The organism is Nocardia fodinahabitans (genome assembly GCF_052983615.1).
On the sequence record NZ_JBRJJC010000001.1, the window covers coordinates 7,463,243 to 7,476,381 of the forward strand.

14 protein-coding genes and 1 pseudogene are annotated in these 13,139 nt (G+C 67.6%); 5 read left to right on the forward strand and 10 right to left on the reverse strand.

Translation table 11 applies throughout. From position 1 onward, the window contains the following. Positions 1-87 precede the first annotated feature (87 nt). Complete coding sequence (locus tag NV348_RS35200) at positions 88-1,167, reverse strand: alkaline phosphatase family protein (protein WP_447150803.1); 1,080 nt, start codon at positions 1,165-1,167, stop codon at positions 88-90. A gap of 171 nt (positions 1,168-1,338) precedes the next feature. Here NV348_RS35200 and NV348_RS35205 point away from each other — a divergent pair, with 171 nt between their 5' ends. After that, entirely contained in the window at positions 1,339-2,142 is an 804-nt protein-coding gene (locus NV348_RS35205; RefSeq protein ID WP_447150804.1) for a HEAT repeat domain-containing protein, read from the forward strand. Between the two features lie 86 nt (positions 2,143-2,228). Here the strand turns inward: NV348_RS35205 and NV348_RS35210 are convergent, their stop codons facing one another. Beyond that, entirely contained in the window at positions 2,229-2,828 is a 600-nt protein-coding gene (locus tag NV348_RS35210) for a hypothetical protein (RefSeq protein WP_447150805.1), read from the reverse strand. Between NV348_RS35210 and NV348_RS35215 the strand changes: the two genes are divergently transcribed. Further along, positions 2,812-2,988: a hypothetical protein gene (locus NV348_RS35215; RefSeq protein ID WP_447150806.1), complete on the forward strand. Its 177-nt coding sequence runs from the start codon at positions 2,812-2,814 to the stop codon at positions 2,986-2,988. The two genes, NV348_RS35210 and NV348_RS35215, sit on opposite strands and share 17 nt — an antisense overlap. 411 nt (positions 2,989-3,399) lie before the next feature. Beyond that, the gene (locus NV348_RS35220; protein WP_447150807.1) at positions 3,400-3,885 is read left to right on the forward strand and encodes a MarR family winged helix-turn-helix transcriptional regulator; all 486 of its coding nucleotides are present in this window, start codon (positions 3,400-3,402) and stop codon (positions 3,883-3,885) included. 322 nt (positions 3,886-4,207) lie between these two features. On the opposite strand, the gene NV348_RS35225 is transcribed toward NV348_RS35220, so the two are convergent. From NV348_RS35225 to NV348_RS35260, 8 genes and pseudogenes are all read right to left on the reverse strand, one after another. After that, the gene (locus NV348_RS35225; protein WP_447150808.1) at positions 4,208-4,786 is read right to left on the reverse strand and encodes a hypothetical protein; all 579 of its coding nucleotides are present in this window, start codon (positions 4,784-4,786) and stop codon (positions 4,208-4,210) included. A gap of 244 nt (positions 4,787-5,030) precedes the next feature. Next, on the reverse strand, positions 5,031-5,885 hold the full coding sequence (locus NV348_RS35230) for an acyl-CoA thioesterase (RefSeq protein WP_447150809.1): 855 nt from the start codon (positions 5,883-5,885) through the stop codon (positions 5,031-5,033). Positions 5,886-6,131: 246 nt separating this feature from the next. Beyond that, a complete protein-coding gene (locus NV348_RS35235; RefSeq protein ID WP_447150810.1) occupies positions 6,132-6,281 on the reverse strand; it encodes a hypothetical protein in 150 nt (49 codons plus the stop codon). A 90-nt stretch (positions 6,282-6,371) separates the two neighbouring features. After that, the gene (locus NV348_RS35240; RefSeq protein WP_447150811.1) at positions 6,372-7,382 is read right to left on the reverse strand and encodes a tetratricopeptide repeat protein; all 1,011 of its coding nucleotides are present in this window, start codon (positions 7,380-7,382) and stop codon (positions 6,372-6,374) included. Between the two features lie 9 nt (positions 7,383-7,391). Next, positions 7,392-8,705: an ATP-binding protein gene (locus NV348_RS35245; RefSeq protein WP_447150812.1), complete on the reverse strand. Its 1,314-nt coding sequence runs from the start codon at positions 8,703-8,705 to the stop codon at positions 7,392-7,394. Between the two features lie 25 nt (positions 8,706-8,730). Continuing rightward, a pseudogene (locus tag NV348_RS35250) lies at positions 8,731-9,418 on the reverse strand (dienelactone hydrolase family protein); the annotation flags it as partial. A gap of 349 nt (positions 9,419-9,767) precedes the next feature. Then, on the reverse strand, positions 9,768-10,376 hold the full coding sequence (locus NV348_RS35255) for an Rv1733c family protein (protein WP_447150813.1): 609 nt from the start codon (positions 10,374-10,376) through the stop codon (positions 9,768-9,770). A gap of 75 nt (positions 10,377-10,451) precedes the next feature. After that, positions 10,452-11,345 (reverse strand): universal stress protein, encoded by an 894-nt coding sequence (locus tag NV348_RS35260; protein WP_447150814.1) that lies wholly within the window; start codon positions 11,343-11,345, stop codon positions 10,452-10,454. Positions 11,346-11,622: 277 nt separating this feature from the next. Here NV348_RS35260 and NV348_RS35265 point away from each other — a divergent pair, with 277 nt between their 5' ends. Both NV348_RS35265 and NV348_RS35270 read left to right on the forward strand, forming a co-directional pair. After that, the gene (locus NV348_RS35265; RefSeq protein WP_447150815.1) at positions 11,623-11,826 is read left to right on the forward strand and encodes a hypothetical protein; all 204 of its coding nucleotides are present in this window, start codon (positions 11,623-11,625) and stop codon (positions 11,824-11,826) included. A gap of 206 nt (positions 11,827-12,032) precedes the next feature. Continuing rightward, positions 12,033-13,076 (forward strand): alpha/beta fold hydrolase, encoded by a 1,044-nt coding sequence (locus NV348_RS35270; RefSeq protein ID WP_447151218.1) that lies wholly within the window; start codon positions 12,033-12,035, stop codon positions 13,074-13,076. Positions 13,077-13,139 lie beyond the last annotated feature (63 nt).

The following is a 13,139-nucleotide window of genomic DNA, read 5'->3' on the forward strand; positions in this document are numbered from 1 at the left end:
GCAGTGTCCGAGCTCCAGCCTCGGCATCCGCGACGTCGGGCGCATCACCCAAAACGGGTGACGACCAGACCCGACCGCATCAGCCCATCATCTGTCGGACGAACCGCTCGCCGATCCGGTCCCCAGGATGCACAACGGATTCGCCACCATGGCCGCCTGCGCCGAACCCGACGACGAACCGGTGATCCCGGAGTCGACCGGTGGCGTGTTCGGCATCGGCGCCGCCGAGTTGCCCGAGCCGCCCGTCAGCATCGACTCGCCGTCGAGATTCGCGGGAGCCGAGACATCGAGCAGGTCCAGCACGGTCGGTGTGATGTCGGCGAGGGTGTACCCGTTGTTCTGCGCTCCCGCCGCGAACCCGGCTCCGCGCGCGATCACGAAACTGGCTGTCTCATAGGCGCTCTGCCCACCGTGCCCACCATCGGGCTTGTGTCCGTGGTCGGTGGTGACCAGAATCGTCCACCGCTCGTTCGCATGCGAGGCCGCCCGCGCGTCCACCGCGGCAGTGATCTTGCCGACCAGACCGTCCACTCGGCCGATGGCATCGCGATACGCCTGCGGCCAGATTCCGCGCAGCGTGTGTCCCACGATGTCCACCTGATCGAGGTGGGTGAACAGCAGATCGGTCCCGTCCTCGGTGATGGCCGAGACGACCTCCGCGGTGGCATTGGCATCGGCGGTGGTCTCACAGACGCCCGCACCGGTGGGATCGATCTGTGTGACGGTCACCCGGTCGGCCTGCGGGCTGCCGGTGCGCGCGATCATGCCGATCTTGTCCCAGGTCCCGATGGCGGCCGTCGACAACGCCGGACGCTCCCGCTCCACCTGCGTGAACACCGTCGGATACTGCGCGAAAGGTCCTGCGTTGCAGGTGGATCCATTGTCCTGGATCCCGTGCTTGTTGTCCCACACGCCGGTCAGCGCCGTCGCCCACGACACACACGACATGGTGGTGTGCGGCGCGATCGAGGTGCGCGCCAGGGTGCCCTCCGCGGCCAGGCGGTCGAGGTTGGGGGCATCGGCCGCCGACACCTCACTCCACAGCGTGCCGTCGATACCGATGACCACGACCTTGTTCACGACCGGAGCCGCCGGGGCGGGTGCTGCCGCGGCGAGTGGGACAGCGGCCATGGCGGCGGCCGCGAGCATACGGTGAGTGCGAGACATGCGCGGCACCGTAGTTGCCGAGCGGCCGCAACACCCAGCAAATTGGACAATTGACCGATAATTTCCCGTCCATTGGGAAGCCTCCTGTCGACCGCCGGCCTCGGGTTCAGGCCCTGCGCCCACCCGAACGCGGCCGCCGGGGACGCGGACGCCGCCAGGTACCGTTGGCCGGTGAACCCAGCTGACGCGCGACTCCTCGAAGACGGCGATCTCGAGACCCGCGAGGAAAATCTGCGACTCCTGCTCGCGCGGGCCACCGACGGCGACGCCGCCGCCAAGCAAGCGTTGTGCGCGCTCGTCCGCGACTATCCCGACTACCACCGGTCGCTGTACAGCCGAGCCCTGAACCGGATCGCGGTCTTCGGCGACGACACCCTGAAGGAACCGCTGCTCGCGTCGCTGGCCGACACCCGGTACAACTGCCAGGCCTGGGCGGCGATGGGCTGCGCGGCGCTCGGTGTCCGCGAGGCGGTGCCCGGCTTGATCGCGATGCTGGACCACTCGCAACAGCTGGCCAGGGAACAAGCGGTAATCGCGCTGGGCACGCTCGGCGACGAGTCCGCCGTCCCGGCGCTCGCACCCGTGCTCCGGGACCCGATCGCGGGCATGCGCGAACGAGCCGCCGAAGCCCTCGGCCGGATCGGCGGCGATGCCGCCCTGGCCGCGCTCTGGGACGAATTCGAGAATCGCCGGTACTACCGCATCGGCTATATCGCCAGCGCGCTGTCCACCTTCACGCCGGACGTGATCCCACGCCTGTGCGAAGCGGCCGCTAGTACCGACCCGGACCAAAGATACTGGGCCGCAGTCGCGCTCGGTTCGACCGGCGACGATCGTGCCGTACCGACGCTGGAACGGCTGATGGCCGACGACCGCGGTTCGACCGTCTTCGACGGCATGGTGAGCGTCGCCGCGAAGAAGGGCCTGCGCACACTCCGGCGGATCCAGGCCGCGATCGCAGCCCGCCAATCCTAGACGGCGTCTCGCCGTCGAGCAGCACAGTAGTGTCGATCGGCGATCAATGGGAAACCTTTCCAGAATTAACTATTCAGAGCAAATAACTAATTGCCGATAATGATATTCCCGGCATGTTCGGATTCACGATTTCGACCACAAAAAGAGAAGAGCAGGCTATATTTTTCGAACACCCATTTTGCGGCTCGACATCCGTCACACCGCTGTTCGACATTTCTGGAGATCGCCATGAGTTCGACCTCTTCTCTCTTCCGTGCCGGCTTTCTTGCTCCGGTGGCCGTCGCCACCATATTCTGCTTGGCCGCACCGGTAAACGCCGCACCGGTCAGCGTGAATTGGAGCTGCCGGGGCACCGTCTTCGGTATCAGCCAGACCTCGAGCATGAACACCTCGGTCACCGGCACCGCGCCGGGCTCGGCGGCGTCGGGTTCCGCGGTGGCCATCACGATCACGCCGGGCGCCTCGTCGGTGCCCAGTTCGGCGTCCGGCTTCACCGTGAACAACATCAGCAACGTGAAGATGACCATTCCGACTCCCGCGAATTCGACCTTGGTCTCGGCCACCGCCTCCGGCGGTACCGTGGCCGGCACGGTGTCGACGTCGGGTGGAAACGTCGTTCTCACCATGCCGGGTCCGATCGCCGGCGGCACGAGCTTCACCCCGCCGGCGGTGACCATCAACGTCACAGCCGGCGCCGCCGGAACGCCGATCACCAGCAAGTACGCGGGGACCAGCTACACCAATCCGGGCATGACCATGACTACCAACGTCTCGTTCGTCGGTAACGTCGCGACATCGTGTTACCCGAACCCGTCCCCGACCCTCACCACCACCAATGTGACCTGAGCCCGCGGACGGCGCCACGACACGATCACCGGCGTCCGCGCGGTCGGTTGTGGTGAACACCTCCGGACCGGGTTGCGCCGGCAACCCGGTCCTACTTCACCCGAACCCCGCCACGCGCCGGTGGTTCCGATAGTGCTTGCCCCACTGCGGGTTTGGTTCAGAGCAGCCACTTCGACCGAATATTCCGATGCGCAATGTCGCATCCCTGGACCTGTCGTACAGTGCATATCCGACACCGCCACGAACGCTCCGGCGGCCGGAGCGGGTGTCGGTTTCGTGATGTTCGTCAGCCACGGGTCCGCGCTGCCGGTCGATCGATTGACAGGAGCCACCATGCCCGATTCACACCCTGACTCCCCCGCACGGAATCAGGCGCTCGGCAACCGCGCACACCCTGATCGGTGACTTCTGTTGAGCGAACCCGCCCGGATCCCGGTCGAGCTCAAAAGGGCGCTGGAGTTCTATCACGGATCTGTCGAGGATCTGATCCGCGAACTGATCAGAGTGCTGGGCGTGAACGAGACCGATCGGCGGGCACTGGAGATCGTCCTGCTCGAAGACGAGAAGTCCACGACACCGGGAAGACTCGCCACACGGCTCGGACTCACCTCCGCCGGTGTCACGATCATGCTCAACCGGCTGGAGAAGCAGGGCTATATCGCCCGCTCGCTGCACCCGACCGATCGTCGCCGCGTAATTGTGGTGGCCACCGAACTCGCGACCCATCGCGTACAGGAACTCGTCGTACCGATGATCCTCGAGAGCTACAAGATGTTGCTGAGCTCTTACGACACCGCCGAACTGGAAACAATCGCCGACTTTCTCACCCGCGCCGGCGAGTTGCAGCGAATACACCGGCAACGGCTGCGCGAGGTCGATCCCTACTCGAATCCCTGATATCGGCCACGCCATCCGCGGTGTTGTGTCATCGCTCGTCATGGCCGGCACAGTTCCACTGAGAAAGCAGGAGCTGGATGCACAGCGTCGACAACACCGAAGAACCAGTGACGGAGCAGGACACCGACGCCGCGGCGCGGACACCGGTCTTCCGTCGCGCCGCCGATAGCCTTCGAAGCCAGCTGTCGCGTACGGGCGTGACAGCCGCGTTGGTGGCCACGGCCATCGGGATAACACTGGCAGTACGGGCGGACTCGAGTCCGCCGGTACAGGCGAGCAATGCGGCGATGTCCTCGTGCGAACCCACCGTACAGACGTCCGACTACAGCGCCGCCCGAAGCCAGCCCAGTGTGCTCCACACGAGCGTGACATCTGACGCACCGAGCGAGGCCATGGTGCCAGGCGACGTCCCAGGCACCCATTCGGCCGCCGACGCCGGAACCGCCCCATCGGACGCCGACCCCTCGAGCACAGCTACTGCGACGGAAACGACGACGACCCTGCCGACCGATACCGCCACCGCGAACTCGACGGCGCCCTCGGTGGGTGCGAGTTTCTCTGCCACAGCGAGCCTTTCGATCGAGGGCACGTTCAGCATGCAGGAGCCCGGTACTGTCGCCCCGACCTCGACATCCACGGTGACCGTCCCCGTGACTCCGGCGGACACGTCGACGGTCACGGTGACAGCCGATCCGAGCACGGTGACGGTCACAGCAACTCCCTCGACCGTCACCGTCACGTCCGCCCCCGCGACCACCTCGGTGCCGACCACCACGAACACCGCACCGACCAGCACGACGACCACCACGATTCCGGCGAGTTCGACCACGACACCCACGTCATCGGCGGCATCCACACCACCCGCGGCGCCGGTAACCACATCGCCGCGGTCCTCGACCACGGCGCCGACGACGACCATGCCCCCGACCTCGACGAAGCCGGCGCGTTCGACTCCATCAACCGCGCACCCACCGGCCCGGTCACCGCAGGTGACACCGACGAGATAGACAGTCCGTCGTGCGCTCGGCGCGACCGGTCGATCTCGAAACCGGCGGTCGGGTCACGGTCCACCCGCGCCGAGGAGAGTCGACGACGGGGCAGGCACGGTCCGCTCGGCTCCGCGATCATCGAGAGCGAGACCTGCGCTATGTCGTGGGTTCGCCGTGCGCGCGCATCAGGCCATGACAACCCACCGAAGCCACCAATTCTCCGGCGCGCGTGAATATCTGAATTCGGGAGTACATGCGCCCCGCGCCCGCGAACGGACTCTCACAACGCATCAGCAGCCAGTCGTGCACGGTGAACGGCCGATGGAAGGTGACAGTTTGGGTGAGCATGGCCGACATCCCCCGGCCACCGCGCCGCGCGATCTCGGCCTGCGGATATGGACGCAAGGCGACCGGGCCCAGGAAACCCTCACTGCCGTGGGCCAAGAGCGCCCGCGAGAACACCGGCAGCTCGGGTGCCTTGTCGCAGCGCATCCACACATCCAGCGACGGTGGGCCCGCGAGGTCGGGCGCCAGCGCGTCCGCCCCACCGGGCGTCCGGACCTCCCACGGCAGCAGGGCACACGGCAGGTCGGCGCATTCCTCCGGACCCGGCACCTCGGGCGGCAATACCGCATCGTGCACGAGGAAGTCCGGCTCGTCGACGCTGAGCATGGCCAGCACTCTGGCGTGCTCGCGCCCGTCCTGCCGGAACGACACCTGCACGGTGGCCAGCGCCCGCCCCGACTGCACGACCTCGACGTCCACGTCGACCTCACGATCGGCGTACCCACCGCGGGGGAACACACCGTGCAGCGACTGCACCGCCATCTGCGGCACCGTGCGCTCGGCCGCCACGACCGCCTGCGCCAGCGTCTGACTACCCAACGTGGTCGGCAGCGTCGAAGTCACGTTCCTCGCCCGGAATCGCCCGGGCGCGAACTCGTCGATATCGAGCACTTCGAGGAGGTCGGCCAGGTCGACGACCGGCCAATTATCTGTTCCACCAGCCATCGCGGAATGCTCGCACACACCTCGCTGTTCAGGGAAGCCACAGTGAGCGGTGAATGGGACACTTCTCGACGAGGCGGGCTGACCAGCGATTACCTCCGGTAGCGACCGGGACCCGTTATCGGGGTGACAGCGCGCCAGCACGCCTTGTTGCGCGAACCGATCCACACCGAGATCGCGCTACACGCCACAACCCGAGTTCGTGAACTGCTCGGCCGAGCGTTCGGCAGATCTCACATCCTCGACGATTCACGACCCCCAATAGATCTCCCAAGCTCCGTCGACGCCCGCGTTGATGCCTTCGAAGTAGATGTGCTGCACGTCGACACCGCCACAGCACTGCGACTGCCGGCGAGTACTCCTTTCCGTCTCGGCGATGGCCTCGGCAAGGTCACGCACCGTGAACCACTTCCCGTTCGGCGCTCGATGTTCGACAGGACCACCGACACCTCGCGCACGCACTGCCCTCGGCCAGAATGCCGCGAGCGGTCAGAGGCGGTGCGGGTTCGGCTGTGGAGTGGGTGCCTGTAGTCGTGGCGTAGGGGAAAACCCCGAGGGCCAGGGAAAGTTGGACGGGATCGGTGGAATCACCGGTGGGGTCGGTGGGCGGTAGTAGGTGAGGCTGGGGGTTCGGTAGGTGGTCGATCGGCTGGGCGTGCTCGGTTCGTTCCCGTCGTCGAGTGCCGCTCTGACCACGACGTTCAACGCCACGAGCGCGGCGACGGCGGCGATCACCAGCGCGGCCTTGGAGTTGCCCCGGCTCCTGCCGCCCAGGTACTCGGCCCGCCAGGCGTGTCGACGCGCGAGCGTCGCGCGTGCCTCCGGCGCGTAGTCGGGGTTGAGCTCGGTCGCGCGCCGGATCCGAGGTTCCGCGGTCGCCCATTCCTTCGCGATCGCGTCCGCGTAACCGAGTAAGAACAGCGCCTCGGCGTTGTCGGGCTCGATGCGCAGCGCGGTCTCGAGCGCGCGGCGGCCCGCCGCGGCCGCACCGCCCGCCCTGCTCGAGACGTCGCCGACACCGGTCCACAGCACACGCGCGTGCTCGATGTGGCTGCGCGCGTCGTCGGGATCGAGTTCGAGCGCGGTACCGATGGCGCGCAGCGCGAGACCGCGGTTGCGCTCCCTGCTGACCTGCGCCAACAGCCGGTGATTGATCGGGCGGTCGCGATCGAGTTCGACCGCGCGAATGGCCGTCGCGATCGCAGCCTCGGTGTGGTGCGCGCGCAGACGCAGGTCGGTGGCCCGGTCGGCGAGCTCGTTGTCGCAGATCGCCAGGACCCGCAAGGCGAACACATTGGTCGGGTCGTGTCCCAGGGCTGTCCGGGCGGCTTCGCGCGCGGGGAACAGCTCGTTGTCGCGCAACCACGCGTAGCCGAGCATGGCGTGGATCTCCGCGTTGTCCGGTTCGCTCGCCGAAGCGGGGCCGAGCAGCTCACGTGCGGCGGAGTTCCGGCCGAGGTCGCACAGGATCTGGGCTCGCTCGAGGACGGAGTCGGTCATCGGCGGTGTTCAGCCACGTCGGTGCTGCCGCAGATACACCGCGAGTTCGTCGTAGCTGCCATCGGCGTTGGCGAACTCGACCACGTTGCGGGCGGATTCGAACCACGCACCAGCGCTCGGCCTGATCTGGGCGAGCGCGAACTCGAGGTCGCCCATACCGATCGGGCGCACCGACCCGGTACGGACCGAGTCGGCCATCGCGAGCTGGGTCGCGCTCTGGCACAGATGGGCGAGATCCGCGCCGGAGAATCCGTCCGTGCGGTGAACCAAGACGCCCAGGTCGATACCGGCCACGGGACGATCGCGCAGGTTCGAGTGGATGATCGAACGACGGGCTTCGGCGTCGGGGAGACCGACGAAGATCATGCGATCGAAGCGACCGGGCCGGCGCAACGCCACGTCGAGATCCCACGGGTGGTTTGTTGCCCCGAGCACGAACACCCCTTCGTTGCTATGGGTGGCCGAGTCCATCTCGGTGAGCAACTGATTGACGACAGTGCGCATCGTCGCCGACTGTGACATCTGACTGCGCTTGTGGCCGAGTGCGTCGACCTCGTCGAGGAACAGCACGCAGGGTGCGTTGCGGCGGGCCATTTCGAAAATGCTGTGCAGGTTGCGTTCGCTCGATCCGGTGTAGATATCGAGGATGTCGGTGATCTCGATCGGGTAGAAAGCGGCGCCGAGTTCGCCCGCGACCGCCGAGGCAAGAAAGGTCTTGCCGCAGCCGGGCGGCCCGTAGAGCAGCAGCCCGCCGCGCGCCGAGGTGCCGAACGCCTTGGCCAGCTCGGGGTTGCGCAGGGGGCCGAGCAAGGTCAGATCGAGCTGGCGCTTGACCGTCTCCATGCCGCCCACGTCAGCGAGGGTCGCCCGCGGGCGGTCGAGGGTGTCGACATCGTTGTCGGTCACGTAGTCGGCGGGCTGGTCGATGAACGCGGGCTCGATGATGTGGCCGACCTCGTTCTCGGCAGCGGCCCAGTCGAACCCGCCCTGGGCGGTGGGTCGCGGCGGGTCGACTCGTGCCGGGGCCTGTCCGGGCTCGACCGTGCCGGCCGCGGGGGCCGCGGGGGCCGCGACGCCTGCCAACAGCGCCGTGCACTGGTTCATCAACGCGATGACCTGGGTGTTTCCCGGCTCGGCGCCGAGCGCGATCGCGCAGTGCGACAACGCGTCTGCTGCTCGGCTACGTTCGATGAGCAGCTCGATCACGCACACGCGCAGCGCGAGCACCTGTGGGGTCGAACGTCGCGGATCGGTGAGCGCTCGCCACGGCAGCACATCGATCTCGGCCAAGGACCACCGACCCCGCCCGCGGGTGCCGTACATTGCGCCTCCTTCGCATCGACAGCTTCTACGTCTCTTCAGCCCCACGCGAGCGTTCCGGCGCCTTCGACGTCAGCTTCTGGACAAACCATGCGCGGGCGAGTTCGGCGACTTGCTCGAGTGCTCCCGGTTCGGCGAACAGGTGTGTCGCGCCGGGTACCACGGTGACCACTACCTCGGTAGACATCGCCGCCGCCGCGTTCCGGTTGAGCGTGATGACCACCGGGTCGTTGCCGCCGACGATGAGCAGGGTCGGCGCGGTCACCTCGGCGATTGCCGGTCCAGCGAGATCGGGTCTGCCACCCCGCGAGACCACCGCCGCAACGCGGGTGGTCGGATCGGCCGCGGCCCGCAACGCCGCTCCCGCGCCCGTGCTCGCGCCGAAGTAGCCGAGAGGCAAGTCGGCGAACTCATCGTGCGCAGACAACCAGGCGGTGACCGCGACCAGCCCGGCGCGTCAATCCCGCGATGTCGAAGACGTGGGCTCGGTCAGTCTCTTCACCAGGAGTCAGCAGATCGATGAGCAGGGTGGCGAGTCCAGCTCGGTTGAGTACCTCGGCTACGTACCGATTGCGCGGACTGTGCCGGCTGCTCCCGCTGCCGTGGGCGAAGACGACCATCCCGACAGGACGTTGCGGCACAGTGAGCTGTCCTTGGAGTTCGACTGCACCTGCCGGAACTGCGACCGTGTCGTCCCTGGCTCGTGGCGGCTTCGCACCAGGGGCGCGCGGGTCCGATCGCCGGTCGGAGGCCTGGTGCGATGCCTCCGTGACCTCGGCGTCGGGAACCCGATCGAACCGGCTGTCCTGAGGTCCGGCCGAACCGGATGCCGGCCTGTCCCGGGCGTCACCTCGATCTTCGAACAACATGGCGAACCTCCCTTGTCACTCCCTCTTCAGCATGGGCTTTCATCCCTCCCGGCGTTAGAACCCATCGTCGCCGCGAGAAGGGCCGATCGGCCTCGATCACTGCATCCGGCGGATGCCGGCGGCCGTCGACGGGGCTCTACGAGACTCGGCGGACGCCTGTGTCTGCTCGATGGTCACGGCTGTATACCAGTGCGCGTCACCAGCTCGAAGGCCGTTCGTCCCGCCCGGCTCCGATCCGGTCCCACTCTCTGGCCCATCCGGCACGGTGCTGTCGGACCAACAGCCAGCTGACGATCCACGCAAACGCCAGCACTCCCGCAGCGATCTCGCACAACAGCACCAGACCAGCCCCGATCCCAGCGGCCACGGCGGCGCTCGGGCTCTGCGGTGCGCTGGTCGGTAGGCCATCGCCGGACAGCCACATCGGCACTGTGTCCCCGGCTGCGACAGATGCGTCTGTCTCGACGATGGCTGTGCCGCTGCGGCCATCGGTGCTCCAGGTCGCCGGCGCGGAGTACCGCTCGGTGACGATGCCACGCGGGCTCACAGCTGCGGTCCGCGTCGGAGATTCCAGCACCATCGCCATGGCGGGGACCTTCCCGATGTTCTCGGTCCTGATCCGGTCTCCGGCATCGACGTAGGCCGCGGAGCCAACTGCCCCCGCCACGGGTATCGCGGCCAGAACCACCAGCACAACGACCATCCACAGGATCACTTCCCAGCGATCCGACGGCCGCATCAGCGGATTGGAACTCCATGGGCGCCGACGCCACCACCGCACCGGCATCGACGGGTAGCCGGACACCCGGATCACCTCTTTCCACCTGAGTCGATCCCTTGACGATCGCGCGCTGCCCGGTCGCCGGGAAAGAGCCCAACGTCACTGTGCCGGGGACCAGTGACCTCCGTTCGGACCGGGCCGCGCGATGATCAGCGGGCACTCGACGCCGTGCAGGACCGCGTGGGCCACCGAGCCGAGGACCGCTTCGGTCGGCCTGGCGCGTCCGTGACTGCCGACGACGGCCAGCTGAGCACGGGAGGCTGCGGCGAGAATCGCGTCGGCGGGTCGATCCTCGACGACGATTCGACCGACCTCGACGTCGGGGTACATCTCGGCGAAGCCGGCGAGGCTTTCCGCGAGCCTCGCCTCGGCGGCGGTTCGCAGGGTCGTAGGCGACTGCGAGCGAGCGAACTCCGACCAGGCGTGTACTGCTCGCAGGACGACCCCACGGCGGGCGGCTTCGTCGAAGGCAATGGCGAGCGCCTCCATGCTGCGGGCAGTCCCGTCGATTCCGACCACCACCGGGCCGTCGGGCGGCACCGCCGACTCGGGAATCACCGCTACCGCACACCCGGCATGGCCGGCGATCGACGAACTGACCGAGCCGAGGAGAGTCCCGCGGAACGCGCCGAGGCCGCGGCTACCGACGACGATCAGGCGCGCCGAGTCGCTGCGGTGCCGCAGTGTCGCTCGTGCGGCGCCGAGGACAACCTCCGAGGAGATCGTGACCTCGGCGATCGGAGCCGTCACCACCGACGCTTCGGCTGCCGCCGACGCGACGATTTCCTCGCCCTGTCGGCGCAGTGCCTCGAGATCGAAGTGGGGGCCGGTCAGACTCGGGCCGGAATCGACAGGGACGTCGACCGCGCAGACGAGCACCAGCGGCACTCGGTGCCGAGCAGCGAATTCGGCCGCCCAGCGCACCGCGTACCGTGACTGTTCCGACCCGTCGACGCCGACGACGATCGGCCCCGCTTTCGCGGCAGCACTCATAGTCGTACCCCTTCTGGTGCTGCCAGCATGCGTCTACCACCACGCTCCATGGAAGAGACGCATGGCCCCTGTCAGTGGGCCATTCGTCGTTCGGCTCGCAGCTGTGCGGCTCGTAGACGACCCACCCCCGGAACAGCCCGACCACGACGACGGCGTCGATCTATTCACTCGAATACACCGGCACGGGTCGGAGGTGGCGACCGACATGACGAAAGCCCCCCATTTCAGAGACTTTTCGATCATGTGCCGATCGTCGTACTCCGACAGAATCAGCGATATGAATACCATCTGCCCTGCCGAGGAAATCGAGCACCGTCTACTCCGCATCCGCTGGGATGTGTGCTGGTCGCCGCAACATCGCGCGTTTATCGCGTACTGCGTCGACTATCCGAATCTGTCGTGCGCGCACTCGACGTCGTCCGGTGCGGCGCTGGACGGATTGGAGAACATGATCCGGATCGAATTACGGAAGGGCTCCTGACGGCGACCGCCATCACCACGACCGATCATCGGCAGACGGTAGCGGGCGGCCGGTGCCCTCTTCCTCGTACTTCCATGCCCACCCGCTGTGCCGACCCTCGACGACCCGGCGGTCCGAGCGGCGCCGGGCACGAGCGATCGACACCGACTACGTCATCCGACGCACGCGGCGGACCCCGTCCGCTCCCTAGCGTCGAGGGCATGGACATCAATCGACGACGACTTTTCGGTAGCGCGCTCGCGGCGGGCGCCGCGGGCCTGGCCGTGACTTCCCTCGGTGCCTGCGCGACCGGCGCTCCGGCCCCGGCGGCGCCCGCCGTTCCTGGCGCCGCGCTGCGGGCCGGCGCGGGAGCCAATACGGCTCTGGGCCCCATCAAGACGATCCAGGCCGGCGTGCTCGAGGTCGCCTACGCCGAATTCGGCCCTGCCTCGGGACAACCCGTGATTCTGCTGCACGGATGGCCCTACGACCCCTACAGCTACGCCGATGTCGGTCCGATCCTGGCCGAGTCGGGATTCCGGGTGCTCGTCCCGTTCCTGCGCGGGTACGGGCCGACCCGCTTCCTGTCCGCGCAGACGCTCCGCAACGGTCAGCAGTCCGCTATCGCGCGCGACATCGTCGACTTCATGGACGCGCTCCGCATCGACACGGGGGTGCTCGGCGGATTCGACTGGGGCGCACGGACGGTCGACATCATCGCCGCGCTGTGGCCGGAGCGGGTCCGGGCGATGGTCGCGGTGAGTGGGTACCTCGTCACCCAGCAGGCGGCCCAGCAGCAGCCGTTGCCGCCCGCGGCCGAGCTCGGCTGGTGGTACCAGTACTACTTCGCCACCGAACGCGGCCGCCTCGGCTACGCGCGCAATCGCCACGACTTCAACAAACTCATCTGGCGAAACGCCTCCCCGGCCTGGGATTTCGACGAGGCCACCTACCAGCGCAGCGGCGCTGCCTTCGACAACCCCGACCACGTCGACATCGTCATCTCGAACTACCGCTGGCGGCTCAGCCTGGCGCCGGGCGAACCGCAGTACGACGACTACGAGCAGCGCCTGGCAGCCGGACCCACCATCGCCGTCCCATCGATCACCATCAGCAGCGACTTCGACGGAGCGGCCAAGGACGGAAAGACCTACCGGGGCAAGTTCACCGGAAAGTACGAGCACCGTGTCCTCGACGGCATCGGCCACAACGTTCCGCAGGAGGCACCGCGGCCGTTCGCCCAGGCGATCGTCGACGCGAACCGGATGTGATCGACCGGCTACCCGAGCGAATTCCGGTGCCGGACACAGGGTGTCCGGCACCGGAGCGCGGCC